This window comes from Solwaraspora sp. WMMD1047, from assembly GCF_029626155.1.
Classification (GTDB): Bacteria; Actinomycetota; Actinomycetes; order Mycobacteriales; family Micromonosporaceae; genus WMMD1047.
The window spans coordinates 5,918,620-5,944,398 of the sequence record NZ_JARUBL010000001.1 but is presented as its reverse complement, the minus strand read 5'-3'; the positions used below and the strand labels follow the sequence as shown (position 1 = coordinate 5,944,398).

Genomic DNA, 25,779 nt, shown 5'->3' with positions numbered 1-25,779 from the left:
CGAGATGGGTCCGCCGATCAACCGATCGGTGGATGCCGGGTCAGCCGCGACCCGGCAGTCAGCGGGCAGCAGGCCGCCGGCGTCGCCGTAGCAGAACCAGCCCGGCGCAGGCCAGCCCGGCGCAGGCCAGCGCGAGACCGGCCGCCCACCGCCCGACCCCGCCGCCGGGGTGCCTGTTCGTCGCCGAAACCGCGGGCGACATCGAGGGGTGACCGGCGGTTGCCGGCGCTCCGGTCGGTGCGCCGGCGGGCTCCAGCGCCGGCGGCAGCGCGACGGTGAAGCGGAACTGTCCCTGGATCGGGTGCCCGTCGGCGGAGACCACCCGGTAGGCGACCCGGTAGTCGCCGGACCGGACCGGCTCGACGGGCAGGCGTACCTGTTTGTCGACCGCCTCCGGCGGGCCGGTGGTGTGCCGGGCGCCGTCCGGTCCGGTGACGACGACGGTGCTGAAGTCGCCCCGGACCAGTTCGCTGAAGGTGAGGGTGATCTGGTCGATCTGGGTGGTCACGGTCGAGTCGGCCCGGGGATCGCTGGCCTGTAGTTGGGCGTGCGCGGCTGCCGGCCGGGCGCCCAGCAGCCCGCCACCCGTTGCGGTGAGCGCGAGCGCGGCCAACGCGGTCAGTCCCATTGCGATGCGTCGCACCTGCCGTCCTTCCTTGTCGTCCCCGGCACGGTGGCGGGCTTCCCGGCGGCTCTGCGCCGTGGCGGGCTGCGCTGCGCCGCGCCGGGGCGGTTCCTCAGCGTCCGAGGCGGTCAGCCCAGCACCTGTTCGCCGATCCAGCCGTCGGGTTCGCAGCCGGGCGGGATGGCGAAGACGGCGGAGCCGATTGGGGTGATCCAGTCGTTGAGCAGGTCCCGTTCCGCGAGGCGGCGTTGGATCGGCAGGTACTGCCGGGCGATGTCGGCCTGATAGGCAGCGAAGATCAGCCCGCTGTCCGCCCGCCCGGCGGCGTCCGGCGCCCCGTCGTAGTTGTAGGGCCGGCGCAGGATCCGGAGCCGGTCGTCGGTGACCTTGGCCCGGGTGACGTGCGCGAAGTCCGGCATGACCGGCAGCCCGGCCTCGTTCAGCGCCGAGAAGTCGGGCTCGTCCTGCTCGTGCTGACCGGTCAGCGGCGCCCCGCTGTCCAGCCGCCGGCCGACCGCGAGTTCCTTGTCGGTCCGGCCCAGCTTGTCCCAGGTCTCCAGCTCGGCGCGGATCCGGCGCACCACCAGGGTGCTGCCGTCGCGCAGCCAGTCCGGGCCGTCGCCGACCCAGACGGACTGTTCGAAGGCGGCGGTGCCGGGGCGGGGATTGGCGGTGCCGTCGAGCTGCCCCATCACGTTGCGTTGGGTGTGCCCGTCGGCCTGCGCACCCCGGCTGCGCCGGAATCCGCGCTGCACCCAGCGGACGGTGGCGAACGGCCGGGCGTCCTTGACCAGCATTCGCTGCGCGTGGGTGACGGTCAGCGGATCGTCGGCGCAGATCTGCAGCAGCAGGTCACCGCCGGACCAGGCCGGCTGCAGCCGGTCGATGTCGAAGCGGGGCAACGGGGCGACCGACGGTGGTCGGCGGTCGTCCCGGCCGGCGGCCGCGTACAGGTCGGGACCGAACCCGAAGGTGATGGTGAGTCGGGCCGGCAGGACGGCGAGTTCCGGCTCGGTGTCGGCCAGCGGGGCCCGGCCCTCGGCCAGCCGGGCGGCGTCGTCGGTCAGCAACCGCAGCAACCGGCCCAGCGCCGCCCGGTCGACTCCCCGTCGCAGGGTGAACGCGACGAACGACGCGTGTGCCTGCGGTTCCGTGGCGATGCCGGCCTGCCGCCGACCGTGGAACGGCACGACATCGGTGCCGACGCCGGTCGCGGCACCTGGATCGACCGGCGCCGGTGCCGGTGGCGGTGACTGCCGGCCGGCGGTCGCGGCGACACCGGCCGCGGCTCCGGCGACCGCGCCGCCGATGCCCAGGGCACCACCGGTGAGCAGGCGGCGCCTGCTCACCGGACGGATCTCGGGGTGGTCGGTCACGGGGCCGGGCTCATCGTCATTCCCGGCCCGGGACTCATCGGCATGCCCGAACTCGGGTCGTAGCTCTCCTCGGCGCCGGTGAACGGCTTCGCCACCGCCGTGAACTCGGCGGTGGCGCCGTCGGCGAAGGTGAGGGTGAAGGTCAGCTCGTCGCCGGCCCGAACCGGGCTGTTCAGGTCCATCAGCATGAAGTGGTCACCGCCGGGTTCCAGCACGTGACTCGCGCCGGCCTTGATCGTGATGCCGTCCGCCTTCGGCCGCATCACCATCCTGCCGTCCTGCATGGCCATCTCGTGCACCTCCATCGGCGAGACGGTGGTGCTCACGCCGGTGATGGTGACATCGGCGTCGGTGTTGTTGACCAGGGTGCCGAATGCGGCGGTCATGCCCTCGTCGGCCGCCTTGATCCACGGATCACGGACCATGAACGTGCTGCCGTCGGCGCTCGCTGACGGAACCGGGCTCGGGGCGGCCCCCGACGTGTCGTCGGTCGCGCCACAGCCCGCCGTGGCGAACACCGCCACCGCGGTGACGGCGAAGGTGGCCGCCCAGCCCCGCTTGCCCGTTGATACCGACCTGCGCATCCGCGTTCCTCCGCTTCTCACGTCCAGCGCTACTACTACTGGTCGTCGTGAAACGGCACCGGGTTCCAGCCGATGCAGTGAATCTTGCGACCGGTGGTGCCGCGGCGGGGCGTCCTTCGACGACTCCGGCGCTCCGCCGCCCGGCCGGTGGTGACGTGGTGTCACTGTTCGGGGCCGGTAACGGACGGATACTGGGGTGGTGACCGCAAGATCGGAGCGCTTCACCGAGTCGACGCAGGGACGCCTGCGCCGGCTCAATCTCGTGACGTCGCTGCCGCCGATCGTGATCGTCGCGGTGATCCTGCTCTTCATCGACTCACGTACCTGGTGGCACGTCGTCATCCTGGCGCCTGGGGCCGCGGCCGCCCTGGTGGCCTTCGAGCGGTGGACCGCCAACGATCTCGCCCGGGTGGCGCTGCCCTGCGTGCTCGTCGCGGCGGCGGTCTGGCCGCTGGGGGTGCTGGTGACCGGCAGCCCGAACGCGTACTGGGGCTTCTGCGCCGTGGGGTCGCTGGCCCTGCGCGAGGTGAAGCGGCGTCGGGGGCTGGCGGTGGCCGGGCTGTTCTCGTACGTCGCGGTGGTCGGCGCGGCCCGGCTGCTGGTGCAACCCGACGACGTACGTGAGGTCCTGACCAGCTACGTCGTCGTCCCGACGGTGATCACCATCGTGGTGACGGTCATGACGATCGTCGGCGAGCGGTTCTACGACCTGATCCGGGAGCTCGAACAGACCCGCGAGCGCGAAGCCGAGCTGGCCGTCGTGCGGGAACGGGTCCGGTTCGCCAGCGACCTGCACGACATCCAGGGCCACACCCTGCACGTGGTCAAGTTGAAGATCGCGCTGGCGCAGAAGCTGTTGCGCACCGACGCCGGCCAGGCGGAGAAGGAGCTCAATGAGACGTACGCCCTGGTCAGCGACACCATCACCCAGACCAAGGAACTCGCGTACGCGCAGCGGCAGCTCAACCTCTCGGCGGAGATCGAGAACGCCAGGAACCTGTTCGAGGCGGCCGGCATCCGGGTCCGGGTGACCCGCGAAGCCGAGGTCGACGCCCGCGCCAGCCAGCTGCTCGGCCAGGTGCTGCGCGAGACCACCACGAACATCCTGCGGCACGCGCAGGCCACCCAGGTGCAGATCACCCTCGCCGAGTCGAGCATCACCATCGTCAACGACGGCGTGACCTCCGACGAACCCGCCGAGCTCCGAGGTCTGTCCGCGTTGCGGCAACGGGTCACGGGCGACGGCGGGGAACTGACCGTGGAACAGCGGGCGGGACGGTTCCGGACCGCCGCGACCTTCCCGCCCGTCCGGGCCGGCGCGGCCCCAGCGGTGAGGGGGGATGGCCGATGACCACCATCGTGCTCGCCGACGACGAGGCGCTGCTGCGCACCGCGCTGACCGCGTTGCTGCCGATGGAGGGCGACATCACCGTCCTCGCCGAGGCGCACGACGGCGCGACGGCCGTCGAGGCCACCCTGCGGCACCAGCCCGACGTGCTCGTCATCGACCTGGAGATGCCGGGCGTCGACGGCCTGGATGCGGTCGCGGAGATCCGCCGGGTCCGGCCGGAACAGGTGATCCTCATGCTGACCCGGCACGCCCGGCCCGGTGTCCTGCGCAAGGCGCTGCGGCTCGGCGTGCAGGGCTTCGTCAGCAAGTCGGCCGAGCCGGCCCACATCACCTCGGTCGTCGCCACCCTGCACGCCGGCAAGCGCTGGATCGACCCGGACGTGTCCGCGCTCGCCGTCGTCGACGACTGCCCCCTCACCGACCGTGAGCTCGACGTCCTGCGGGAGACCGGGTCGGGCTACTCGGTCGTCGACATCGCCGCCCGGCTGCACCTCGCCCCGGGCACGGTCCGCAACTACCTCTCCAACGCGATGCAGAAGACCCAGACCCACACCCGCCACGAGGCGGCCCGCTACGCCCGCGAACACGACTGGCTCTGATCGCGGCCGCGATCCGGTGGGTTTCACCATCCCCGCCGGAGTATTAGTGTGGATTCTTCGCGATCCCGGCGCTGTCGGCCCACCCGGATCTCCGCGGTGCCCACGGTGGACGGATCGTCCGCTGACGAGGAAGGGCGGCAATGGAGCGGCCGGACTGGGCACCAGACAACATCGACCTGAGCCGGCCGAGCGTGGCCAGGGCGTACGACTACTGGCTCGGCGGTTCGCACAACTTCGAGGTGGACCGGGAGTTCGCCCGGCAGGCGATGGCGGCGGTGCCGGACCTGCGCCTGGTGGCACGGGCCAACCGCGAGTTCCTGCACCGGGCCGTCCGGTTCATGCTCGACCAGGGGATCCGGCAGTTCCTGGACATCGGCTCCGGCATCCCGACGGTGGGCAACGTGCACGAGATCGCGGAGCGGGTCGACCCCGACGCGCGGGTGGTCTACGTGGACATCGATCCGGTCGCGGTGGCGCACAGCGAGCAGATCCTGGCGGACCGGCCGAACGCGGTGGCGCTACTGGAGGACCTGCGCCATCCGGAGGCGATCCTCGACCACCCGGAGACCCGCCGGCTGCTGGACCTCGACCAGCCGGTCGGGCTGCTGCTCGTCTCGGTGGTGCACGCCATCCCGGACCAGGACGATCCGTACGGCCTGGTCAAGCGTTTGTGGACGGCGCTGGCGCCCGGCAGTTGCGTGGCGATCAGCCACGTCACCACCGACAGCCGGCCGGACGAGATGGGCGCGGGTGCCCGACTCAGCGGCCGGACCCAGACGCCGGTCACCGCCCGTACCCGATCCGAGGTGGCGGCCTTCTTCACGGGCCTGGACCTGGTGGAGCCCGGCCTGGTCTGGTCGCCGTTGTGGCGTCCGGAGTCCCCGGCCGACGTCGGTGAGCACCCCGAGCGGATGAGCTTCTACGTCGGAGTCGGGCGCCGGACGTGACCGACGGGCCCGCGCGGCACCGCCACGGTGTTGAGGAGTTCGCGGCGGCCTGGACCGCCGCGCTGCACCGCGCCCACTACGTGCCGATCGGCGCCAGCGAACGGCGGCACATCGTGGCCGGGCTGACGGACCGCCTGGTCGCGGCCGTCCGGGCCGACCGGTTGGACCCCGATTCCGGTCACCGGATCGGCGCCGACCTGGTCGCGGCCGGCTTCGCCTCGCCCGAGGCGCTCGGCCGGACGATCGCGATCGTGAACTCCCGGCTGCTCTGGGCCGCCGGCCTGCCGGCCGACCCGGCGGTCAGTGCCCGGCTCACCGGGCTGCTGGCGGGGCTCGCCGCCGGCTTCGCCTCGGCCGCCCACGACCGCAGCCTGCGGGCGCAGGACACCGTCCGATTGGCCGCGCTGGCCGCGCGCACCCGGGCCGAGGAGGCGCTGCGGGTGACCGAGGCCCGGTTCCGCCGCTTCGCCAGCCACGACCGGCTGACCGGGTTGCCCAACCTCACGCTCTTCACGGAGCGGTTGGGTCGGCTCGTCGCCGCCGGTCCGCAGCCCGGTCGGGCGGGGGTCTGCTGCCTGGACATCGACGACTTCGGTTCCGTGAACGACGTACTCGGTCATCAGGTGGGCGACCGGTTGTTGCGGGAGATCGCCAGCCGGCTCGGCGCGGTCACCGACCGCCCGGCCGACCTGGTGGCCCGGCTGGACAGCGACCGGTTCGCCATTCTGGTCGCCGACACCACCTGCGCCGAGGACGCGATAAAGATCGCCGATCGGGCGCTGGCCGCGCTGGCCGAGCCGTTCCAGGTGGCCGGGACCGAGGTACCGCTGACCGCCAGCGTGGGAGTCGCCGAGGGACCGGTCCGCGACGGCGGGGCGGCGGGGCTGCTGCGGGCCAGCGAGATCGCGCTGCACTGGGCGAAGGCGGACGGCAAGGCGACCTGGCGGCAGTTCGACGGCGACCGCAGCGCCGCCGACGCCGCGCGGTACCGGCTGTCGGCGGCCCTGCCAGGCGCCCTGCGCCGCGGCGAGTTCACGCTCGCCTACCAGCCGGTCGTGGATCTGGGATCTGGGCGGATGACCGGGGTGGAGGCGCTGGCCCGCTGGCGCCATCCCCGGCACGGGCTGCTCGGCGCCGCCCGGTTCGTCGAGAGCGCCGAACGGACCGGCCAGATCGTGGCCCTGGGCCAGCACCTGCTGGAGCAGGCGTGCCACCAGGTCAGCCGGTGGCAGCGGCAGCGGCCGGGCCTGTTCGTCAACGTCAACGTCGCGGTACGCGAACTCCAGCAGGTCGGGATGGCCGCCGCGGTCGCGCAGGTCCTCGACCGGACCGGCCTGCCGCCGCACCTGCTCCAGATCGAGATCACCGAGCAGGCCGTGATCAGGTTGACCCCGGCGGTGACCGACACCCTCTCCGCGTTGCTGGAGCTCGGCGTCCGGATTCTCATCGACGACTTCGGGGTCGGTTACTCGAATCTCGCGAACCTGCGTGCCCTGCCGTTGCACGGGCTCAAGCTCGACGCCAGCCTGACCCACCCGCCGCCGCCCGCGTTCCGGCCGGTGCCCGGCCGCCGGCGGACAACGACGGACGACGACTTCCTGGCCACCGTCGTTTCGCTCGGCCACCAACTCGGCTTGGCGGTCACCGCGGAGGGCATCGAGACCGCGGCGCAGGCCGACCGGATGCGGACGGTCGGCTGCGACAACGGACAGGGCTGGCACTTCGGCCGCCCGATGCCAGCCGAGGAGATCACCCGTCTGCTCACCGGGCCGCCCCAGCACTAAAATTTGTGCATGTCTATATCGATGGTAGTGTCGTTCCGGGAGCCACCAGGCCATCCCTGGTAGCAGGCCGTTCCGGCCGCGCTGCCGAGGTCCTCATGTTGATCGGCGCGTGCTTCCTCGCGGGCGTGGGCATCCCGGCGGGTGACGCGGGCGCCGGCGGAACGCTGGAGCTTTGATGAGAGTTTCACTGACAGCCCGCCGTCTGGTACTCGGGGTGGTCGCGATCGTCGCCACCGGGTTCACGATGGTCGTCCTCCACCAGCCCGAGCCCGCCTCGGCGCACGGATCGGTCACCAACCCGCCGACCCGCAACTACGGCTGCTGGGAGCGCTGGGGTGACGACCACCTGAACCCCAATATGGCCCAGACCGATCCGATGTGCGCCCAGGCCTGGCAGGCCAACCCGAACGCGATGTGGAACTGGAACGGCCTGTACCGCGAGAACGTCGGCGGCAACCACCAGGCGGCGGTGCCGGACGGGCAGCTGTGCAGCGGCGGTCGCACCCAGGGCGGACTGTACGGCGCGATGGACACCGTCGGCGCGTGGGTCGCGAAGCCGATGCCGAACAACTTCACCCTGACGCTCACCGACGGCGCCCGGCACGGGGCCGACTACCTGCTGATCTACATCACCAAGCAGGGCTTCAACCCGGCCACCCAGCCGCTCACCTGGGGCAGCCTGGACCTGGTACTGCGCACCGGCAGCTACCCGACCACCGGGCTGTACGAGGCCCAGGTGAACGCCGGCAACCGCACCGGCCGGCACGTCGTCTACACGATCTGGCAGGCGAGCCACCTCGACCAGCCGTACTACCTCTGCAGTGACGTGACCTTCGGCGGCGGCGGCACGCCGACCACCGCGCCGCCCACCACCGGGCCGACCACCCCGCCGCCGAGCGTCCCGCCGACCACCCCGCCGGCCACCACCCCGCCGGCCGGCAACGGCGGCTGCACCGCGACCTACACCCGGACCAGTGAGTGGTCCGGTGGCTTCGGCGCCCAGGTCACGGTCCGGGCCGGCAACGCGTCCATCTCCGGATGGACGGTGAACTGGACCTGGCCCAGTGGCCAGTCGATCACCAGTTCGTGGAACGCGTCGATAACCTCGAGCGGGTCGTCGGTCACCGCCACGAACGTCGGATACAACGGCGCGTTGAGCGCCAACGGCACCACCAGCTTCGGATTCAACGGATCATTCAGCGGTACGAACACCGCACCGACCCTGACCTGCACGGCCAGGTAGGAACCGCGGTCCCGGGGGTGGCACCGAAGTCGGTGCCACCCCCGTTTCCGTCCGTCCACCCCCGGCACCCGCATCACCCCGGCACCCGCGCCCGGGGTCGGGCGGCGGATCCGCTGCCGCGGGCGCGTTGGGTGCCGATGACGCAGGCGAGGACCAGTAACGCGGCGCCGATCGCCGCCGGGGTGACCGGTTCGGCCAGCAGCGCCGCCGACCAGCCCAGGGTGAGCACCGGCTGGGCGAGCTGGAGCTGGCCGACCTGGGCTATGCCGCCCCGCGCCAGGCCCGCGTACCAGGCGAAGAAGCCGAGGAACATCGACACCACGGTGACGTAGCCGAAGCCGAGCCAGGCCACGCCACCGGCGTCCGGCGACCGTGCGACGGTAACGGCGGTGGTGATCGGTACGGTCACCGGCAGGGACCCGACGAGCGCCCAGCAGATCGTCCGGGCGCCGCCGAGATCGCGGGCCAACGCGCCGCCCTCCGCATAGCCGAGGCCGCAGAGCACGACGGCCACCAGCAGGAACAGATCGGCCGGCTCGACGGCACCCGAGGCGCTGCCGCTGGCCGCGAGGAAGACCAGCACCGCGCCGAGGCCGGCGCCGCTGGCCGCCCAGAACGCCGGCGGCGGGCGTTCCCCGGCGCGCAGCACGGCGAAGACGGCGGTGATGGCCGGTAGCACGGCGATCACCACCGCGCCGTGGACCGCCGTCTGGGTGGTGAGCGCGAGCGAAGTGAACAGCGGGAAGCCGACCACCACCCCGGCGGCGACGACGACGAGCCGCCACCACTGCGCCGCGGTCGGCCGGGGCGCTCGGACCAGCCGGAGATAGGCGGCGGCCAGCAGCCCGGCGCCGACCGCGCGGCCGAAGGCGACCAGCCACGGGTCCAACTCGCCGACGGCGACCTGGGTGGCGGGCAGCGACAGGCTGAAGGCGAGCACCCCGAGCGCGCCCAGCGCGCTCCCCGTTATCCGGTCGGCCGCGATAGCGTTACCATGCTCTTTCATGAATGACGATAACGCAGCCGACCGCGTTATCCAAGATCTTCGTCGGCTGGCCGCCGCGGCGGGTCCCGGTGCCCGGCTGCCGTCGGTGCGGGAGTTGACGGCCCGGCATCAGGCGTCGCCGGTAACCGTCGCGAGGGCGATCCGCCGGCTGGTGGCCGAGGACCTGATCGAGGCGCGGCCGGGCAGCGGCACCTTCGTGGCCGGCCGCCCAGCCCAGCATCCGACGCCACCCGACCTCTCCTGGCAGGCCGTGGCGCTGGGACCGGGAATCGCGGGGGCGGAGGTGATGCAGGCGCTGCTCGCCATCCCCGACCCCGGCGCGATACCACTATCCGGCGGCTACCTCGACCCCGACCTGCAACCCGCGACCGCCCTCGGCGCGGCGCTGGCCCGCGCCGCCCGCCACCCCAGCGCCTGGCAGCGCGGCCCGGTCCAGGGCCGCGAGGAGCTGCGCGCCTGGTTCGCCCGCGAGGCCGGGGGTGCGCTGCGCGCCGACGACATGGTGATCTGCCCGGGCGGACAGGCCGCGCTGGCCACCGCGTTCCGCGCGCTCGCCGCGCCCGGCGAGTCGGTCCTGGTGGAATCGCCGACCTACCTGGGGGCGCTCGCGGCCGCCCGGGCGGCGGGGCTGCGCGTGGTGCCGGTCCCCGCCGACTCCGACGGCGTCCGGCCGGACCTGCTCGCGGCCGCCCTGGCCCGCAGCGGAGCCCGGCTCTTCTACTGCCAACCGCTCTACGCCAACCCGCACGGCGCCACGCTGGCCGAACAGCGGCGCCCCGCGGTGCTGGCGGCGGTCCGCGCCGCCGGGGCGTTCCTGCTGGCGGACGAGTACGCCCGCGACCTGACCATCGACGGCACCCCACCGCCGCCGTTGGCCGCCGACGACCCGGACGGACACGTGGTCCACCTCCGGTCGCTGACGAAGTCGACCGCGCCCGGCCTGCGGGTGGCGGCCATCGGCGCCCGGGGCGCCGCCGGAGCCCGGCTGCGCTCGGCCCGCACCCTCGACGACTTCTTCGTCGCCGGCCCGCTGCAACAGGCCGCGCTCGACTTCGTCACCGCGCCGGCCTGGCCGCGGCACCGGCGGGCACTGCGGACGGCGCTGCGCGACCGCCGGGACGCGCTGCTCACCGCCCTGCGCCGGCACCTACCGGATCTGCTCCCGACCACCGTGCCGCGCGGTGGACTGCACCTGTGGGTACGCCTGCCGGACGGGCTCGACGATGTCGAGGTCACCACCGCCGCGGCCGCCGAACAGGTCGTCGTCTTCCCCGGGCGCCCCTGGTACGCGGCCGAGCCGGCGGCCGCGTATCTGCGCCTGACCTACGCCGCCGCGCCGCCGGCCCTGCTCGACGAAGGCGTACGCCGGCTCGCCCGCGCCCTGCGGCGCCGGCCGTTTGGGCGGGGGGAGCCGGGGTAGGGGATCTGCGGGATGGTTCAGAGTGGACCAGCCGCACGGCGCGAGAGGAGCAGCCCGTGACCCGCAACGAGTATCACGTCGTCCCGGCCGGTGACGGCTGGAAGGTCGAGAAGGGCTCGGAGGTGTTCGGTTCCTACCCGACCAAGAGTGAGGCGATCACCCAGGGCCGGAAGGTGGCGCACGCCAACGAGCCCAGCCAACTGGTCGTGCACACCGCCGACGGCAAGATCGAGAACGAGTCGACGTACCGGGACGACCCGTACCCGCCGGCCGGCTGACGCCGGTCCGATCACCGTCCGCGACGACTCGGACCACACGTGGGAGAGTGCCCCGGAGCTACCGGGGTGCCCTCCCACGTGTGGTCCGCGGATATCACCTCACGCGTCGTCGTCCTGGACGGTGAGCTGGCCGTAGGCGTCACCGATAGCGACACCCTGGATGGCCTTCACCGCGACGAGATAGGTCCGGCCGTCGCCCGGCTGGGTGTTGCCGGTGACCGGGATCGGAATCGGAACCGTGGTGCTGCCCGATCCGATGGTGACCACGCTGGCGGTGGCGACCATCGTCACCGGGTCCACCACGAAGACCCGGACCTGACCCGTGCCGCTGCCGGCGACCTGCGCCGGGACCTGGTAGGTGACCGTGCCCGAGTCGCCCTCCTGGACGGTCCGCTCGCCCAGGTCGACGCGGGGCAGCGACACCGGCTGCGGCGACGGCGTACCGGGCCGCCAGCCCCAGGCGTCGACAAGCCAGATCCGGGCCCACACCTCGCCGGCCCGGGGGACCAGCTCCAGGGTCGCGATCTGGGTGAGGTTCAACCCGGCCGCGACGGCGTTCGTCAGCGGCATCCGGACCTCCTGGCCCCAGTCGTACGACGTCTGAGTCGGCGCCGGCAGCGGGTCGAGCGTGCTGGTGCCGAGGACGGCCCGCCGGCCGGCGGAGTCGGTGATGGCGACGTCGAACTGCGTACCGGGGGAGCCCGCTGGGACGACGACCCGCAACGCCACCGACTGGGCGGCCGACAGCGAGGCCGGGGCCGCCGGCCGGATGCTGACCGGGGTGCCCGGTGAGCTCCAGTCCACGAAGACCGCGTGCCGCCCCTGTTCGGGGCGGACCGGGTCGAACGGCACGAAGTGCGGGGATCGCACGTTGTCGCAGGAGGTCGGGGAGTTGCCGGTCGCTACCTGCAGGCAGAGCCGGCCGCCCGCGCCGGTCACCACCGTCGACGCGTCCGGCACCACCAGCCGGGTCCGGTTGCCGCCGACCGCGTGGCTGAGCACCGTGGCCGGGTCGGCCGACGGCGCCCGGAAGCCCGAGCCGTCCAGCAGCGGGCGTACCTGGTCGTTTCCGGCCACGAAGAGAGCCGCCGCGGCGGCCACGTAGGTGGCGCCGACATTCTGCTGCTGGTCGGGCGTCAGCCGCATGGTCGAGGCCGACCGGCAGACCGGATCGTGCGGGCTGGGGTAGTCGTCCCAGGACTTCGCGGCGGAGAGTCCGGGCGTCCATTCGGTGTTGAAGTAGTTGTGGTTGGCGCCGATGGCGAAGACCGCGCTGTGCAGGGCGTATCCGCGTCCCACCCCGCGGGTGGCGTCCAGGTACTGCTCACCGGGCAGGTCGGAGAGGTCGCCGTCGCAGCTCGGCAGGATGGTGACCGACGGGACGTCGGGGCTGGGGTTGTGGCTGTAGATGGAGGGGGCGATCAGGGCCAGGCCGCGGATCTGCCAGCGCACCGTCCCCGGGTAGCCGTCCTGGGCGGCCGGCGGTCGGCGGAGGCTGTCGACGGCGGCCCGGCTGACGCCCTCGCCGCCGCGGGAGTGACCGACCAGCAGCACGTTCGACATGTTCGGCACCGGAGCGGCGCGCACCACGTCCGGTGCGGTGGAGCGGCCGCTGCCCGCCCAGTCCGCCCACCGGCCCAGATGCGTCCGGACCAGCGACGAGCGGGCCTGCGCACCCGCGTCCTGCGGCGGCAGGCCGGCGCCGTCCTGGGCGTTGACGCCGTTCGCCGAGATGGAGACGGTGACGTATCCCTGCGTGGCGAGCCGTTGTTGGATCCGTTCGTAACCCCGATGACTCGGCAGCGCGGTCCAGCCGCTGGGGCAGGGCCAGACCGTGGTCGGCTCGGCCGTGCCCTGGTAGCAGGTGGGGTGCCGGCCGTGCAGGAGCAGCACCAACGGCCGCTGGCCGGAGGTGCCCTGCGGGGCCACCACATAGCCGCGCATCTCCACCGGTACCGGGAAGCCCGGCAACTGCACGTCGGGTAGGACGTACTCGCCGGTCAGTGTCGAGTATGGACCAGGCAGGCCCGGGTCGACCGGGTTGGCGGGCAGCTGGGTGACGGCCGCCGGGGCGGCCGATCCGGCGCGGGGTGCGGTCGCGTCCGGTTCGGCGTCGAGGCGCCGACCGCCGGCCCGCACCTGCAGATCGGTCAGGTTCCCCGCGGTGACCTCGTCGATGGGCAGGTGGAAGGTGCGCTGGCCGGGGGCTGCTCCGGGGCGGCCGAGCAGCCGCTCGCCGGCGTAGAACTCGACCGCGGCGCCACCGACCCGGACGAGCTGCTCCGGGCGCCAGCTGAGTTCGTATCCGGTGGCCGTGGTGGTCAACGTCCAGCCGTCCGGCAACCGCTGCTCGGTGGCGCTGACAGGTCTGCCGCCAGTGGCCTCGGGTTCCGCCCACGCGGCGCCGCCGCCGCTGAGAATCACAGTGATCGTTACCGCAGCAGACAGCGCCGCTCTACCGACACGCATGTAGCCGTCCTCCCCGTTGGTTCGGCTGGCGGTGGGCGGCGCTCGACAGCGCTCCGGTCCGCCGGCGCCAGCCTAGGCGCCGGACCGACATCGATCAATGTGGTCGGTGATACACCAGTACGGGCACTGTGGACGACGATTCTCAGGTATGTCGTGCGGCCGGCGTCGCGGTCTCCAGCAGGTCCACGAAGAGCGCCATAGCGGCGTCCGCGGCGGGCAGGTCCCGGGTGATCAGTACGTCGTGCAGCAGTCCCCGGGCCACGGCCAGCCCCAGCCGGGCGTGCACCCGGGCGGCGGCCGGATCATGGCCGGCCCACGTCATGAGTTCGGCGAGTGGTTCGAGCCAGGGCTCGACCAGGCCGTCGCGTACCCCGGGCACGTGCGGTTGGCCCTGCATCACGTGTGCGGAGAGTTCGAAGAAGAGCGGGCCGTACCGCAGGGCCGGGCCGACGACCAGCGACCAGAAGCGCAGGGCGACCTCGCGCGGGGACGCGTCGGGGGTCTCGGCCAGGGTGGCCAGCACCTGCCGCTGCTGTCGTTCGAGCTCGCTCACCACGGCGGCGAGCAGGCCGTCCCGCGAGCCGAAGTGGTAGATCAGCATCCGGTGGCTGGTGCCGATCGCGGTCGCGAGCGTACGCAGGCTCTGGTTGTTGACCCCGTGGTCGGCGAAGTGCTCGATCAGGGCGTCCAGCAACTGCTCCCGGCCGGTGGAGGTCTGCCCGTCCCGCGTCATGTACCATATGGTACAAGATCTTTCGGGGAGGAAGCGCGATGGAGTTCTGGACCGAAGCGGACGTCGACGCCCCGCCGGCCGCGCTGTGGGCGGTGCTGACGAATCCAACCGACTGGCCGCGATGGACCGACTCGATCACCTCGGTCGAGCTGCTCGACCCGACCCTGACCACGGGCGCCCGGGTCCGGGTCAGCCAGCCCGGCCTGCGGCCGATGGTCTGGACCGTCACGGAGTTCACCGAGGGAACGGGGTTCGCCTGGACCGCCGTCGCCGGCGGAGTCACCACCATCGGGGACCACCGGGTCGCGCCGCTCGACGGCGGCCGGCGCAGCCGGCTCGTGCTCGGCCTGCGCCAGCGCGGGCTGCTCGCGCCCCTGCTCAACCTGATGATCGGCGGCCGGGTCCGCCGGTACGTCGAACTCGAGGCCGCCGGTCTGCAGGCGGCGGCCGAAAAGTCCGCCTGAGACCTTCCCGAAGGCTCCGGAGGTCCCCCCGGCCACCCGGAGCGGGGCGCCGGTGCGGGTGGCTCCCACCCGCACCGGCGTCCGCCGGTCGACCCGGGTCTCGCTCAGTCCTTCAGCGAGCCGGTGCGCTGCCCACTGGGGTCGTTGGCGATGCAGACCACCTCACGGTCGCCCTGGGCCCACGACTCCGAGGTGGGGTGCAGGAAGAACAGCTCCAGGCTGTCGTCGTCGGCCGCGGCCGGTGCGTACTGCGCGAGGCGGTCGGTGCAACCCTCCTCGGCCTGGCTGCTGATCGCGGTGTTGCCGGGGAACGAGTCGCCGGTCACCGTGAAGGTGCCGAACACCTCGCCCTCGTGCGGCTGGGAGCACGGCACCGCTGGCAGGCTGGTGATGCTGGCGCTCTCCTTCAACCCGTTGAGGCAGTCGCCGGTGGCGAGGTCGAAGGAGGAGACCGACCCGCCCTCGGTGATCTCACCGGCGTCGTTGCGGGTCGCGCCGTCGGCCAGGGCCACCACGATGAGCACGGCGATACCCGCCGCCCACAGCCCGGAGAAGACGAGACCGGTGACGGCCAGGCCCCGGCCGCCCTGACCTCGGCGCTTGATCTGGGTGAGCGCGATGATGCCGAAGATGACGCTGAACAGGATGCCGCCGATGATGCCGAAGATCAGCGAGGCGATGGCGAAGCCGTTGGTGCCCTGCTTCACCGGCGGCGCGGCGGGCTGCTGCTGCCAGGCCGCGGCCGGGTCGCCACCGTGGACACCAGCCGGTTGAGTTTGGACAGTGCCCGGGTACTGGCCGGGCTGTTCGGACTGCGAAGTCATGGCGGGGAATGCTAATGGTCGGGCCGGCCGGCGTCCGACCCGATGGGTCACGGTCTGATTCCGGCCCTGTGACCATGGACTCACCGGCCGGGTGACCGCGGGCTCGGCGGGCCGTGCGACTGCGGTCTCACGATGGCCGTCCGGCCTGGTCAACGGGGTTGAGCCCGGCCTATGGTCCGAACAGGGGCCGACATCCCCGACGGCCCCGGCACCGATGGTGACGCGCCCGGCCACCGACCGTCCACCTACCGCACCGGCCGACCCTCGGCCGGTGCGCGAAGCCGTGCGGTCACCACCCGACCAAGCGGGAGCGCCAATGAAGTCGTCGTCCGTACCACCGCCGTACCCCTCGTCCCGGTCCCACCGGCACGCCGCCGGATCGCACCGTCGTATCCCGGTCGGATCCGGCCGGGCCTCGCGTGGACTGGCCCTCACCTTCGTCGCGGGTCTGCTCGCCGTCGCGGGTGTCGTGCTCGTGCCGAACGCCAACGCCGCGGAGAATCCGTTCGAGCGCGGTCCGGCACCCACCGCGGCGAGCATCGCCGCCACCCGGGGGCCGTTCGCGGTCTCCGAGACCACCGTGTCATCGCTGAGCGCCAGCGGCTTCGGCGGCGGCACCATCTATTTCCCGACCAGCACCAGTGCGGGCACTTTCGGCGCGGTGGCCATCGCGCCCGGCTACACGGCGAGCCGGTCGAGCATGGCGTGGCTGGGGCCGAGGCTGGCCTCGCAGGGCTTCGTCGTCTTCAACATCGACACCAACAGCCGGTACGACCAACCGGCCAGCCGTGGCCGGCAACTGCTGGCCGCGCTGGACTTCCTGACCGAGCGCAGCTCGGTGCGTAGCCGGGTGGACGCCGACCGGCTCAGCGTGATGGGGCACTCGATGGGCGGCGGCGGGACCCTGGAAGCGGCGGAGGATCGCCCGCAGTTGCAGGCGGCGATCCCGCTGACGCCGTGGAACCTGACCAAGAACTGGTCGCGGGTGCAGGTGCCGACGCTCGTCATCGGCGCCGAGAACGACTCGATCGCCTCGGTGCGCAGTCACTCCGAGCCGTTCTTCACCAGCCTGCCGGCCAGCCTCGACAAGGCGTATCTGGAGCTCAACGGCGCCAGCCACTTCGCGCCGAACACTCCGGACACCACCATCGCCTCGACCAGCATCTCGTGGCTCAAGCGGTTCGTCGACAACGACCTGCGGTACGAGCAGTTCCTCTGCCCGGCACCCACCGGCCGCGAGATCGAGGAGTACCGGGACACCTGCCCGCACTCCTCGTGACCGGCGTCCGGACGCCGGCCGGTGGCCCCACACCACCGGCCGGCGTCCGGCGGGCGGCAGGGGTCGGTCCGGCTCAGGTCGGTGGTGGGTCGGTCTCCGGCGAGGTGAGCAGCGCGCGCAGCGCCCGTTCGGCCAGTTCCAGGTCGGGTGGTTGTCCGCTGAGCAGCTCGGCGTAGATCGCCGACTCGACGATCCGGACGTAGAGGTACGCGAGCCGGTTCGGGTCGCCGGGCAGCCAGGAGGTGTCCGCCCCGCCGACCTCCCGGAAGATGTGGGCCTGGGCGCGTACCGCCCGGCGGTGCACCCGGCCGGGGACGGCGAAGAGCACCCGGGCGGCGACCTCGGGTTCCTGGGCCAGGAACGCGCGGAAGGCGGTCGCCTGTTCCACCGCCTCGGCGAAGCGCCGGGTCACCTCCACGATGCCGGCCACCCCGTCCTGCCGCCGGGCGGCGCGGGCCGCCGCCAGCAGGTAGTCGGCCATGTACCAGAAGACCTCGCCGAGCAGCCGGTCGCGGCTGCCCTCGACGCGGTACAGCGTTGCCCGGCTGACCGCGAGGGTGCTGGCGAGATCGTCCATGTCGATCGTCGCGTGGGCGAGGAAGTAGTCGATGGCGCCGCGTACCACCGCCGGGTGGTCGATGACCCGCCGCGGCGCCGCCGGATCCGTCCGGGCGGTGCGGACTCTGGCCGACCCCATACCACATGGTACGGCCGGTGGCGGCCAGGCGTTCAACGCGAACGCGGCGGAGGGTGGCCGGCGACGCCGGCCACCCTCCGGTGCTGCGGGGACGGAGACTCAGATCACCGGGGGCAGGGCTGCCACGCGAGGTGGTACATCGTCTCGATGCTGCCGTCCGTTGAGTCCATGGTCAGGAAGCTGGTTCCCGACGAACTGCCCCGGCTCAGCCGCAACTCGGTGTTGATGTTGAGGTTGCGCTGCTCGCCGCAGGGATGCCAGACCACCGACGCGATGGGTACCTCGTCGCTGACCATCCAGTTGTCGTCGAGCGGAGCGGCGATGCTGTGGTTGCTGTACGTGCTCTGGGTCATGCCCTGGAAGTAGTAGTTGGCCCGCTGCGAGGCGATGGCGCCCCGGTTGAGCAGCCCGTACCCGCGGTAGTCGACCTTCACGATCGCGAAGGTGTAGCCCGCCGGTGCGTGGACCAGCACGTTGAGCTGACAGTTCCGGCGGCCGTCGAGGACCGAGATGCCCGGGCCGGCCTGGACCAGGTACTCGCTGTAGATGGTGGTGAAGGCGGTGTTGTCCGGAGAGACCGCGACATCCGCGGTGCCGGGGCGGCACCCGGAACCGGCCATCGCGACCAGGTCGATCACGACCTGGTCGTCGGGCGGGTTGTCCATGATGCCCTTGGCGGACGCGGCTGTCCCCCCGACCAACGTCGAAGCGAGCAGCACAAGTACCACGCCGCCACGCGTCAGCAGTTTACGCATGAAACCTCCTTCGTTTGTGACACGACGCTGCATGCGCGAGAATTTACTTAAGACATAGACGACTGTCAACGTCTTTGAATTCGGATCGATGTCGGTATGCAATTGCTTCGCATTCAACTATCTGGCGCACCTTTGGGGTATGCGTCAGAAAAGACAGAACGGTATGGGTTGTCTCAAAGCGGCCATCCCGCCCTCGGTTGCCCGTCAGTGGATCACCCGATACCGGGCAGATCGCTACCGGTTCCTGCCGCTGAGCTGGTAAATTGGTATCGATCAATGGCAATCATATCGACCTGGGTGGATGCTTGCGTACATCCTTTAGCGTCGATATCCTGCTCTCGCAGGACGCCACATGGGCGGCCGGCCAATCTCTCGTGACCTCTCATTTGGGCCTGCGCGCGAAGAGCCTCGGCGGGCTGCTCGGCGACGTAAGCACGTGTCGTATCCGGTCGATATCTGCCGCAGCAAAGGAGAACGGAATGACGAAAAGGCTCATCGGTACGAGACACGGGGTCCTCGCCGTACTCGGCACGGTTCTCGCGCTGTCCCTGTCCGCGCCCGCCCACGCGGTCCCCGCCGGGTCCGCCGACCTGATGTCTGCCCCGGACGAGATCACCGTCGAGGTGGTGGCCGCCAACGGCTCGGGCTGCTCGCCCGGCACGGCCAGGGTGGCCGCGTACCCCGACAAGACCGGCTTCCGGGTCCGGTACTACGACTTCGTCGCCACCGCCGGCAACGGCGTCGACGTGACGTCCAGCCGGAAGAACTGTCAGCTCGGCGTGCTCGTCAAGGTGCCGGCTGGCTGGACCTTCGCGGTCGCCGCGGCCGACTACCGGGGCCGGGCCCGGGTCCCCGCCGGCGCGACCGGTCGGCAGCGCACCAACTACTACTGGCAGGGCTCCTCCGACAACAGCCGGACCGAGGAGACGTTCGGCGGCCCGTACAACGGCTTCTGGGCCACCCTCGATGCCGCGCCGGTGCTGGTCTACGTGCCCTGCGGCCAGCAGCGGGTGCTGAACATCAACACCGAGCTGCGGGTGGACGCCGGCTCCTCGGGCGAGCGGGCCAGCATGTCGATGACGACGACCGAGGGCGACGTCGACACCCTCTTCAACCTCGAATGGCAACGGTGCTGACCTGCTGACCGTTCCGACAACCGGATCGTGTCGTCCCGGTTGCGGCGGCCCAGTCGGGCCGCCGCAACCGGAAGCGCCGAAGCGACCTCGTCAGACCCCTTCCAGCCAGCCGCGGACCTGCTGTCGGGCCCGGTGGACCTGCGCCTTGGCGGTGCCGACCGGGATCCCGAGCTGCTCGGCGATCTCGTCGTAGGCGAGCTGGCACAGGTCCCGCAGGACGAAGGGCGCCACCAGACCCGGCCGGTGGGCCTCCAGCCGTTCCAGCGCGTCCAGCAGGTCCAGCCGGGAACCGGCTATCACGCTCGTGGTCCGCGGATCGGGGCGGCTGGTCAGCAGTTCGGCCTCCGATCGTTCGACCGAGCGCCGCTTCAGCGAGCGGTACGTCTGCCGGGCACAGTTGGCCACCACGACATGCAGCCAGGTCGAGAACCTGGACCGGCCCTCGAACCGGGTGATGCGGCGCGCCACCTGCAGCAACGCGTCCTGGCACGCTTCCTCGGCATCCTGGAGGCAGGGCAGGAACCGCCCGCACTGGCGCAGCACATCCGGTGCGATCCGCGCCAGCAGCGCGTCGAGCGCGGCGGCGTCGCCGGTCGCGGCCTGTCGCGCCAGTGCCTCGGTCTCAGCGTCGTATGCCACAGTGTGCCCAGCTCCCCGACCGCCGCGAACAGGTTGGCACTGGTGACGGCGGTCTATAGTACGGCGGTGTCGGTGCCCGAACGAATAGGACGGTATCGGGTCCGTCGCCGCCTCGGTTCGGGCGCCTTCGCCACCGTGTGGCTCGCCGACGACGAGGCCCTGCAGACCTCGGTAGCGGTGAAGGTGCTCGCCGACAACTGGACCCACCAGCTCGACGTCCGGACCCGGTTCACCGAGGAGGCGCGCATCCTGCGCCGTGCCGAGTCGGATCGACTGGTCCGCGTCCTCGACGTGGGTGAGCTCGCGGATGGGCGACCCTACCTGGTGATGACGTACGCGACCGGCGGCACCCTCGCCGAACGGCTCGGCACCGGGCCGCTGTCGGTCGCGCACGCGCTGCGCACCGCGGCGGAACTCGCGCGCGGCGTCGCCGTCCTGCACGATCTCGGCATCATCCACCGCGACCTCAAACCGTCCAATGTGCTCTTCGCTGGAACCGGCGGGGACGAACGGGCGGTCATCGGCGACCTGGGTCTGGCGAAAGCCCTCGCGCACGCCTCCGGCTTCACCATCATCGCCGGATCACCGGGTTACATGGCACCGGAACAGGCTCGGCTCGGTGCCGGTCTGGACGCGCGCGCGGACGTCTACGCCCTCGGTGCGCTGGCGTACCACATGCTCACCGGGCGACCGCCCAGCCTGCCCGCGTCGGTCCAGGCCGTCGCGGCCGCCGCCGCGCAGCCCGTGGTACGCCCGACGAAGCTCCGACCGGGCATCCCGCCCTCGGTGGACGCGGTGCTGCTGCGGGCGTTGCACCCCAACCCGGAACGGCGGTGGCCGTCGGCCGACGCGTTCGCCGCCGCCCTGGACGCCGCCGCGCTGGCCGCCGCGGCGCGGCCGGTCCGGCGGCCCGTCCCCGGCTGGCGACTGGCGGCCGTGTCGGTGCTGACGGCCGCGGCCGTGCTCGCCGGCACCGCGTCGGACGCCGGGCCGCCTGCCGGGGGCCGCTGGGCGCGGGTGGTCGACGCCTCCGGCGGGCTCTCGGTGGCGGTGCCGGCAGCCTGGGCCAAGCAGATCCGCGACGCCGGCTGGAACCCGGAGTCGATCCGCCTGCCGGCCGGTCGCACCCCCGGCCTGGTGGTCGGGACCGATCTGACGGCCTGGTCGGACCCGAACACCGCCGTGCCGGGGGTGTTCGTCGGCGCGAGCAGGGCGTTGACCGAGGTCACGCCGGCCCTGCCCGACCACTCGGGGTGCGCTCGGGAACCCGTCCGGCGGTACGACCTGGATTCCTGGACCGTCGTGGCGCAACGGTGGACCGGTTGCGGCGGCACCGCCATCTCGTTCACCGAGGCGTTGCTGACCCCGGTGACCGGCGACTACGGCCTCTACGTACAGATCCGGCAGGTCGACGGCACCGACCACACCGAGGAGATCCTGCGCGGCGTGCGGACCACCGACACGCTCGCGCCGGCGGTCTAGAAGGCCGGTGCCGATCCAACGGCGGCGATTCCGGACCGCTGGCGGCAGCGCCCCTTCAGCCGCCGGTGCCCTCGGCCGCCCCGTCCGGGGTGAGGGCACCCTCGGCCTCGCCGCCGGTTTCGAGGAAGACATGCTGGTGGCCCTGCCCGGCATCGATGTTGATCTGGTCGAGCTGGGACGCCGCCACCGACCAGGTGACGACGGCGAGGTCCACCTGCCGCGCCGCCAGCGCCACCTGGCCGGTGGCACCGGCGGCGTCTCCGGCCGCCGCCAGGGCGACCAGGTCGATCGCGACGGCGGCCTGGTCCACGGCGCTGCGCAGGCCACCCCGGGCGACGTTCGTCGCGGTGGTGCCGGACGGCGGATCGGCGAACTGGGCGGTCAGCTGGCCGAGGGTCTGCTGCCACTGCTCGACCTGGGCCGGCTCGGGGGTGCGGCCGGCGTCGGCGGCCTCCCGCACCGCCGTCAGGATCGGCGAGAGCTGCTCGGCCGTCCGGCGCGCCATCGCCGTCAGCTCGATGATCTGCTCGACGTCCCGCTCGACCTCCGCCTCGCGCAGCTGCGCGATGGTCCGCTCGGTCGCGTCCGGCCGACCCACCACGTACCCGATCAGGCCGCCGACAAGTGCCACCACCACCGTCGCGACGACCGCCCCGGCGATCTGGGCGGAGACCCGTCCCTGCTGCTGGGCGGGGGGCTTGGTGAGGTGGGACGGGCGTCCGGTTCGCCGGGACATGGCATCCCCTCGCATCGATAGCGGTATCTTCCGACGAGGAGATCCTAAACGGTCAGGTGCCCGTACCCGATCGACGATCTTGTCGCGGGTGCGGTTGCTATGTGCCATGTCGGTGTTTGCCCGAAACGCGCCGCCGGCATAGCCTGCCGCCAGTGAGTTCCCTACTCGGGCGACCGCGTGCCCTCGCCCAGAACACGCCGCCGGCCCCGGGCGACCCGCCAGCCTCGGCTGCGGGTCCGCTCGGTTGGCTTCGGCGCAACCGGCGCTGGTGGTATCCGCTGGTGGTGGTGACGCTGCTGGCGCAGCTGGCGGTCGCGATGGTGGTCGCGGCGATGGCGCAGTCCCCGACCATCGACGAGCCGGTCTACGTGGGTGCGGCGGCGCACTACTGGCAGCAGCACAGCCTCTGGTACAACCCGGAGCACCCGCCGCTCGGCAAACTGATCATCGGGGTGGGGCTGGCGGTCGCCGAGCCGCGGCTGGACCCCCAGTTCAACGGCAACCAGTCGGAGCTCGGCCGACACGTGCTGTACGAGGCCGGCAACGACGCCGACCAGCTGATGTTGCTGGCCCGGCTGCCGATGATCGTGCTGACCCTCGGGTTCGGGCTCGTCGTGTTCGGGTTCGCCAGGGAGCTGACCGGGCCGGGCGGCGCGCTGGCCGCCCTGGCCCTCTACGCGTTCTCGCCCGACGTGATCGCGCACGGCTCGCTGGCCACCCTCGACGTGGCGACCGCCGGCTTCCTGTTGACCTCGGTCTGGCTGCTGTGGCGGGCCCGGCGTCGGCCCTGGCGCTATCTGCCGCTGGCCGGGCTGACGCTCGGTGCGGCGCTGGCCACCAAGATGAGCACCCTGGCGGTGGTGCCGGTCCTGCTGATCCTGGCGGCCTGGTCGGTCTGGCACGCCCGCACACCGGCCCGGCCCGCAGCCGCGCCTCTGCCGCCGTCCTCGCCCGCGCCTGCGTCCCGGCTGCGGCGGGTGGCGGTCGCGGGCGGGGCGGCGGTCGCGCTCGGGTTGCTGGTGGTGCTGACCGTGTGGGTGGTCTACCTCGCGGTCGACCCGCGGCTGCGGGCGGCGCCGGCCGCGGCGCCGGCGGTGGACGGCGTACGCGGATTCCTGCTCGACCTGCTGCCGTTCCCGACCTCGTTCCGCAACGGCATGCTGATCCAGTTCGCCTTCGAGGACGGGGTCTGGGGCGGCTACCTGTTCGGTGAGCGGTACACCGGTTCCCGCTGGTACTACCTGCCGGCCGCGCTGCTGGTGAAGACGCCGCTCGGGGCGCTGGTGCTCTGGCTGGCCGGGGTGGTCGCGATGCTGGCGGTGCCGCGATTGCGCGCGGCGGCCGGGTATCTGCTGCTCCCGGCGGCGGTGTTGCTGATCGTCGCGATGACCGGCTCGCGCAACCTGGGTGTCCGGTACGCGATCTTCCTGCCGATCTTCCTCGCCGTGGCGGCGGCCGCCGTGACGGCTGTGCCGTGGCGGCGGCCAAGCGTAGCCCGGGCCGGCGTGCTGGCCCTCGTCGCGCTGGTCGCGATCAGTTCACTGCGCGCCTTTCCGTTCTATCTCCCGTACGCCAACGAGGCGTTCGGGGGTCCGGCCCGGACCCATCAGCACCTGCATGATTCCAATGTGGACTGGGGGCAGGATCTGCCCCGGCTGGCGGACCGGCTGCGGGAGCGGTATCCGGACGAGCGGGTGTGGCTGGCGTACAAGGGGGCCGGGGTGCCGGCGTACTACGGCATCCAGGCGGCCGATCCGCTGCAGGCGCCACCGGCTGAGGTACGCGGCCTGCTGGTGGTGTCGAACAGTTGGGTGGCGACGGTCGGTGGCCCGCTCCGGGAGCTGATCGACAGCAGCGAGCCGATCGATCACGTCGGTCACTCGATGACCATCTACCGCCGCCGGTAGCGGCGACCTGCCGGGACCGGCGGGGCGAGGGCGACCGGCGCTGGCCGGTCGCCCTCGCGCCGTCGGGGACGGGGGAGTCGGGTCAGGACGGGCAGGGCTGCCAGGCGAGGTGGTAGACGGTCTCGATGCTGCCGTCGGTGGAGTCCATGGCGAGGAAGCTGGTCTGGGTGGACGTGCCCTGGCTCAGCCGAAGCTCAGTGTTGATGTTGAGGTTGCGCTGCTCACCGCAGGGAGCCCAGACGACGGAGGCGATCGGCACCTCCTCGCTGATGATCCAGATGTCGTCGAGCGGGGTGGGGAACGAGAAGTTGCTGGTGGTGCTCTCCGCCATCCCCTGGAAGTAGTAGTTGGCGCGATGCGAGGCGATGGCGCCCGCATCCAGCAGCCCGTAGCCGCGGTAGTCCACCTTCACGACCGCGAAGGTGTGGCCCGCCGGGGCGTGCACGAGCACGTTGAGCTGGCAGTTCCGGCGGCCGTCGACGGACGAGATGCCGGGTCCGGCCTGGACCACGAAGTCGCTGTAGATGGTGGTGAAGGCGGTGTTGTCCGGGGAGACCGCGACATCCGCCGTGCCGGGCAGACATCCGGAGCCGGCCATCGCGACCAGGTCGATGACCACCTGGTCATCGGGCGGGTCGTCCATGACCCCCCTGGCGGACGCGGGTGCGCCCGCGACAAACGTCGAAGCGAGCAGCAGCAGCACCACTCCGCCACGCACCAGCAGTTTTCGCATGGAACCTCCTCGCTGTGTGTTACGGCATCGTTACGCCACAATCTAGGTAGTTCCATTGAAGTACGTCAATGTTTTCTCATTTCGAGCCCTTGTCTCCCGGTCGGGATTGGCGGCGTGCCGCGTTCCAGAGCAGGTCGAAGACGATGACCACGGCGAGTACGCCGAGGCCGCCCAGCCACCACCTGGTGAGCAGCGGCGCGAACCGGCGCTCTTCGTCGCAGGCGGGCGAGAGCGGCGGCACCCAGCCGAGCGGATCCACGTCGACCTGCACCTCGGCCCCGATCCGGCCACCGGCACCGCAGAGCCGGGTCCAGCCAAGGTCCTCACCGCCGGCGCCCGCCAGACGGTAGTGGGTACTGCAGCCCGGGGAGTTGTGACCGCACACCAGCCGGCTGTCGGTGATCTCGGCGGTGACCCGCTCGCCGAACCACACCTGATGGTTGGTGCCGTAGCCGAAGCCGGAGACCATCCCGAGACCACCGACCAGCAGGCCCAGCACCGCCCGTACGACCATTGTGGATGACCACGGGCGGGGCCAACGCCGGTCAGGGTCGTCACGCAGCGGCCAGACGGCGGCGACCACGTGCGCGGCCACCCCCGCGAGGGCGAACGGAAGCCCGACGAAGAAGAAGAACCCGGACTCCCGGCCCTGCAGGAAACCACCGATCAGCGCCAGCAGCGCGGCTCCGCCCAACCAGACCAATGCCATTCC

25 protein-coding genes are annotated in these 25,779 nt (G+C 72.1%); 12 read left to right on the top strand and 13 right to left on the bottom strand.

Features of this window, described 5'->3' with window-relative positions; all coding sequences use genetic code 11:
- Positions 1-58: 58 nt before the first annotated feature.
- The 3 genes from O7627_RS27125 to O7627_RS27115 form a co-directional block, all read right to left on the bottom strand.
- The gene (locus O7627_RS27125) at positions 59-643 is read right to left on the bottom strand and encodes a copper resistance CopC family protein (protein WP_278096300.1); all 585 of its coding nucleotides are present in this window, start codon (positions 641-643) and stop codon (positions 59-61) included.
- Positions 644-753: 110 nt separating this feature from the next.
- Positions 754-1,974, bottom strand: a complete 1,221-nt coding sequence (locus O7627_RS27120) for a Dyp-type peroxidase (protein ID WP_278098449.1) — start codon at positions 1,972-1,974, stop codon at positions 754-756.
- 23 nt (positions 1,975-1,997) lie between these two features.
- Positions 1,998-2,585: a copper chaperone PCu(A)C gene (locus O7627_RS27115; RefSeq protein WP_278096299.1), complete on the bottom strand. Its 588-nt coding sequence runs from the start codon at positions 2,583-2,585 to the stop codon at positions 1,998-2,000.
- 199 nt (positions 2,586-2,784) lie between these two features.
- Here O7627_RS27115 and O7627_RS27110 point away from each other — a divergent pair, with 199 nt between their 5' ends.
- From O7627_RS27110 to O7627_RS27090, 5 genes are all read left to right on the top strand, one after another.
- Positions 2,785-3,936 (top strand): histidine kinase, encoded by a 1,152-nt coding sequence (locus tag O7627_RS27110; protein ID WP_278096298.1) that lies wholly within the window; start codon positions 2,785-2,787, stop codon positions 3,934-3,936.
- The gene (locus O7627_RS27105) at positions 3,933-4,535 is read left to right on the top strand and encodes a response regulator transcription factor (protein ID WP_278096297.1); all 603 of its coding nucleotides are present in this window, start codon (positions 3,933-3,935) and stop codon (positions 4,533-4,535) included. The genes O7627_RS27110 and O7627_RS27105 overlap by 4 nt, the downstream gene beginning before the upstream one ends.
- A gap of 140 nt (positions 4,536-4,675) precedes the next feature.
- Positions 4,676-5,482: an SAM-dependent methyltransferase gene (locus O7627_RS27100; protein WP_278096296.1), complete on the top strand. Its 807-nt coding sequence runs from the start codon at positions 4,676-4,678 to the stop codon at positions 5,480-5,482.
- Positions 5,479-7,266, top strand: coding sequence for a bifunctional diguanylate cyclase/phosphodiesterase (locus tag O7627_RS27095; protein WP_278096295.1), 1,788 nt, complete (start codon positions 5,479-5,481; stop codon positions 7,264-7,266). Before O7627_RS27100 ends, O7627_RS27095 begins: the two co-directional genes overlap by 4 nt.
- Before the next feature lie 175 nt (positions 7,267-7,441).
- Positions 7,442-8,509 (top strand): lytic polysaccharide monooxygenase, encoded by a 1,068-nt coding sequence (locus O7627_RS27090; RefSeq protein WP_278096294.1) that lies wholly within the window; start codon positions 7,442-7,444, stop codon positions 8,507-8,509.
- A gap of 73 nt (positions 8,510-8,582) precedes the next feature.
- Here O7627_RS27090 and O7627_RS27085 read toward each other — a convergent pair whose 3' ends face one another.
- On the bottom strand, positions 8,583-9,515 hold the full coding sequence (locus tag O7627_RS27085) for a DMT family transporter (protein ID WP_278096293.1): 933 nt from the start codon (positions 9,513-9,515) through the stop codon (positions 8,583-8,585).
- Here O7627_RS27085 and O7627_RS27080 point away from each other — a divergent pair.
- Both O7627_RS27080 and O7627_RS27075 read left to right on the top strand, forming a co-directional pair.
- A complete protein-coding gene (locus tag O7627_RS27080; RefSeq protein ID WP_278096292.1) occupies positions 9,514-10,935 on the top strand; it encodes a PLP-dependent aminotransferase family protein in 1,422 nt (473 codons plus the stop codon). The two genes, O7627_RS27085 and O7627_RS27080, sit on opposite strands and share 2 nt — an antisense overlap.
- 56 nt (positions 10,936-10,991) lie before the next feature.
- Positions 10,992-11,213 (top strand): DUF2188 domain-containing protein, encoded by a 222-nt coding sequence (locus tag O7627_RS27075; protein ID WP_278096291.1) that lies wholly within the window; start codon positions 10,992-10,994, stop codon positions 11,211-11,213.
- A 99-nt stretch (positions 11,214-11,312) separates the two neighbouring features.
- Here the strand turns inward: O7627_RS27075 and O7627_RS27070 are convergent, their stop codons facing one another.
- Together O7627_RS27070 and O7627_RS27065 are read right to left on the bottom strand one after the other, a co-directional pair.
- Complete coding sequence (locus tag O7627_RS27070) at positions 11,313-13,682, bottom strand: hypothetical protein (RefSeq protein ID WP_278096290.1); 2,370 nt, start codon at positions 13,680-13,682, stop codon at positions 11,313-11,315.
- Positions 13,683-13,824: 142 nt separating this feature from the next.
- Positions 13,825-14,415: a helix-turn-helix domain-containing protein gene (locus O7627_RS27065; protein ID WP_278096289.1), complete on the bottom strand. Its 591-nt coding sequence runs from the start codon at positions 14,413-14,415 to the stop codon at positions 13,825-13,827.
- Positions 14,416-14,453: 38 nt separating this feature from the next.
- Between O7627_RS27065 and O7627_RS27060 the strand changes: the two genes are divergently transcribed.
- Positions 14,454-14,879 carry an SRPBCC family protein gene (locus O7627_RS27060; protein WP_278096288.1) on the top strand — a complete coding sequence of 142 codons (426 nt, stop codon included), beginning with the start codon at positions 14,454-14,456 and terminating at the stop codon, positions 14,877-14,879.
- Between the two features lie 104 nt (positions 14,880-14,983).
- Here O7627_RS27060 and O7627_RS27055 read toward each other — a convergent pair whose 3' ends face one another.
- Complete coding sequence (locus tag O7627_RS27055) at positions 14,984-15,703, bottom strand: DUF4190 domain-containing protein (RefSeq protein WP_278096287.1); 720 nt, start codon at positions 15,701-15,703, stop codon at positions 14,984-14,986.
- A 316-nt stretch (positions 15,704-16,019) separates the two neighbouring features.
- Here O7627_RS27055 and O7627_RS27050 point away from each other — a divergent pair, with 316 nt between their 5' ends.
- Positions 16,020-16,982: an alpha/beta hydrolase gene (locus O7627_RS27050; protein WP_278096286.1), complete on the top strand. Its 963-nt coding sequence runs from the start codon at positions 16,020-16,022 to the stop codon at positions 16,980-16,982.
- 73 nt (positions 16,983-17,055) lie between these two features.
- Here O7627_RS27050 and O7627_RS27045 read toward each other — a convergent pair whose 3' ends face one another.
- Both O7627_RS27045 and O7627_RS27040 read right to left on the bottom strand, forming a co-directional pair.
- On the bottom strand, positions 17,056-17,679 hold the full coding sequence (locus O7627_RS27045) for a QsdR family transcriptional regulator (protein WP_278096285.1): 624 nt from the start codon (positions 17,677-17,679) through the stop codon (positions 17,056-17,058).
- A gap of 104 nt (positions 17,680-17,783) precedes the next feature.
- The gene (locus tag O7627_RS27040) at positions 17,784-18,434 is read right to left on the bottom strand and encodes a DUF4360 domain-containing protein (RefSeq protein ID WP_278096284.1); all 651 of its coding nucleotides are present in this window, start codon (positions 18,432-18,434) and stop codon (positions 17,784-17,786) included.
- Between the two features lie 479 nt (positions 18,435-18,913).
- On the opposite strand from O7627_RS27040, the gene O7627_RS27035 reads away from it, so the two are divergent.
- Positions 18,914-19,570, top strand: a complete 657-nt coding sequence (locus tag O7627_RS27035; protein WP_278096283.1) for a DUF4360 domain-containing protein — start codon at positions 18,914-18,916, stop codon at positions 19,568-19,570.
- A gap of 90 nt (positions 19,571-19,660) precedes the next feature.
- Here O7627_RS27035 and O7627_RS27030 read toward each other — a convergent pair whose 3' ends face one another.
- Entirely contained in the window at positions 19,661-20,209 is a 549-nt protein-coding gene (locus O7627_RS27030; RefSeq protein ID WP_278096282.1) for a sigma-70 family RNA polymerase sigma factor, read from the bottom strand.
- 66 nt (positions 20,210-20,275) lie between these two features.
- Here O7627_RS27030 and O7627_RS27025 point away from each other — a divergent pair, with 66 nt between their 5' ends.
- Positions 20,276-21,691 (top strand): serine/threonine-protein kinase, encoded by a 1,416-nt coding sequence (locus O7627_RS27025; RefSeq protein WP_278096281.1) that lies wholly within the window; start codon positions 20,276-20,278, stop codon positions 21,689-21,691.
- A 55-nt stretch (positions 21,692-21,746) separates the two neighbouring features.
- Here O7627_RS27025 and O7627_RS27020 read toward each other — a convergent pair whose 3' ends face one another.
- A complete protein-coding gene (locus tag O7627_RS27020; protein WP_278096280.1) occupies positions 21,747-22,427 on the bottom strand; it encodes a hypothetical protein in 681 nt (226 codons plus the stop codon).
- 152 nt (positions 22,428-22,579) lie between these two features.
- Between O7627_RS27020 and O7627_RS27015 the strand changes: the two genes are divergently transcribed.
- Positions 22,580-24,334: a phospholipid carrier-dependent glycosyltransferase gene (locus O7627_RS27015; RefSeq protein ID WP_278096279.1), complete on the top strand. Its 1,755-nt coding sequence runs from the start codon at positions 22,580-22,582 to the stop codon at positions 24,332-24,334.
- 82 nt (positions 24,335-24,416) lie between these two features.
- Here O7627_RS27015 and O7627_RS27010 read toward each other — a convergent pair whose 3' ends face one another.
- Positions 24,417-25,067 (bottom strand): DUF4360 domain-containing protein, encoded by a 651-nt coding sequence (locus O7627_RS27010; protein ID WP_278096278.1) that lies wholly within the window; start codon positions 25,065-25,067, stop codon positions 24,417-24,419.
- A 76-nt stretch (positions 25,068-25,143) separates the two neighbouring features.
- The gene (locus O7627_RS27005; protein ID WP_278096277.1) at positions 25,144-25,776 is read right to left on the bottom strand and encodes a hypothetical protein; all 633 of its coding nucleotides are present in this window, start codon (positions 25,774-25,776) and stop codon (positions 25,144-25,146) included.
- Between the last annotated feature and the right edge of the window lie 3 nt (positions 25,777-25,779).

Coding starts and splice junctions, on each gene's coding strand:
- O7627_RS27115 (WP_278096299.1), bottom strand. CDS start 2,585: ATGCGCAGGTCGGTATCAACGGGCAAGCGGGGCTGGGCGGCCACCTTC.
- O7627_RS27045 (WP_278096285.1), bottom strand. CDS start 17,679: ATGGGGTCGGCCAGAGTCCGCACCGCCCGGACGGATCCGGCGGCGCCG.
- O7627_RS27060 (WP_278096288.1), top strand. CDS start 14,454: ATGGAGTTCTGGACCGAAGCGGACGTCGACGCCCCGCCGGCCGCGCTG.
- O7627_RS27040 (WP_278096284.1), bottom strand. CDS start 18,434: ATGCGTAAACTGCTGACGCGTGGCGGCGTGGTACTTGTGCTGCTCGCT.
- O7627_RS27070 (WP_278096290.1), bottom strand. CDS start 13,682: ATGCGTGTCGGTAGAGCGGCGCTGTCTGCTGCGGTAACGATCACTGTG.
- O7627_RS27055 (WP_278096287.1), bottom strand. CDS start 15,703: ATGACTTCGCAGTCCGAACAGCCCGGCCAGTACCCGGGCACTGTCCAA.
- O7627_RS27035 (WP_278096283.1), top strand. CDS start 18,914: ATGACGAAAAGGCTCATCGGTACGAGACACGGGGTCCTCGCCGTACTC.
- O7627_RS27050 (WP_278096286.1), top strand. CDS start 16,020: ATGAAGTCGTCGTCCGTACCACCGCCGTACCCCTCGTCCCGGTCCCAC.
- O7627_RS27100 (WP_278096296.1), top strand. CDS start 4,676: ATGGAGCGGCCGGACTGGGCACCAGACAACATCGACCTGAGCCGGCCG.
- O7627_RS27065 (WP_278096289.1), bottom strand. CDS start 14,415: ATGACGCGGGACGGGCAGACCTCCACCGGCCGGGAGCAGTTGCTGGAC.
- O7627_RS27105 (WP_278096297.1), top strand. CDS start 3,933: ATGACCACCATCGTGCTCGCCGACGACGAGGCGCTGCTGCGCACCGCG.
- O7627_RS27090 (WP_278096294.1), top strand. CDS start 7,442: ATGAGAGTTTCACTGACAGCCCGCCGTCTGGTACTCGGGGTGGTCGCG.
- O7627_RS27010 (WP_278096278.1), bottom strand. CDS start 25,067: ATGCGAAAACTGCTGGTGCGTGGCGGAGTGGTGCTGCTGCTGCTCGCT.
- O7627_RS27080 (WP_278096292.1), top strand. CDS start 9,514: ATGAATGACGATAACGCAGCCGACCGCGTTATCCAAGATCTTCGTCGG.
- O7627_RS27005 (WP_278096277.1), bottom strand. CDS start 25,776: ATGGCATTGGTCTGGTTGGGCGGAGCCGCGCTGCTGGCGCTGATCGGT.
- O7627_RS27020 (WP_278096280.1), bottom strand. CDS start 22,427: ATGTCCCGGCGAACCGGACGCCCGTCCCACCTCACCAAGCCCCCCGCC.
- O7627_RS27085 (WP_278096293.1), bottom strand. CDS start 9,515: ATGAAAGAGCATGGTAACGCTATCGCGGCCGACCGGATAACGGGGAGC.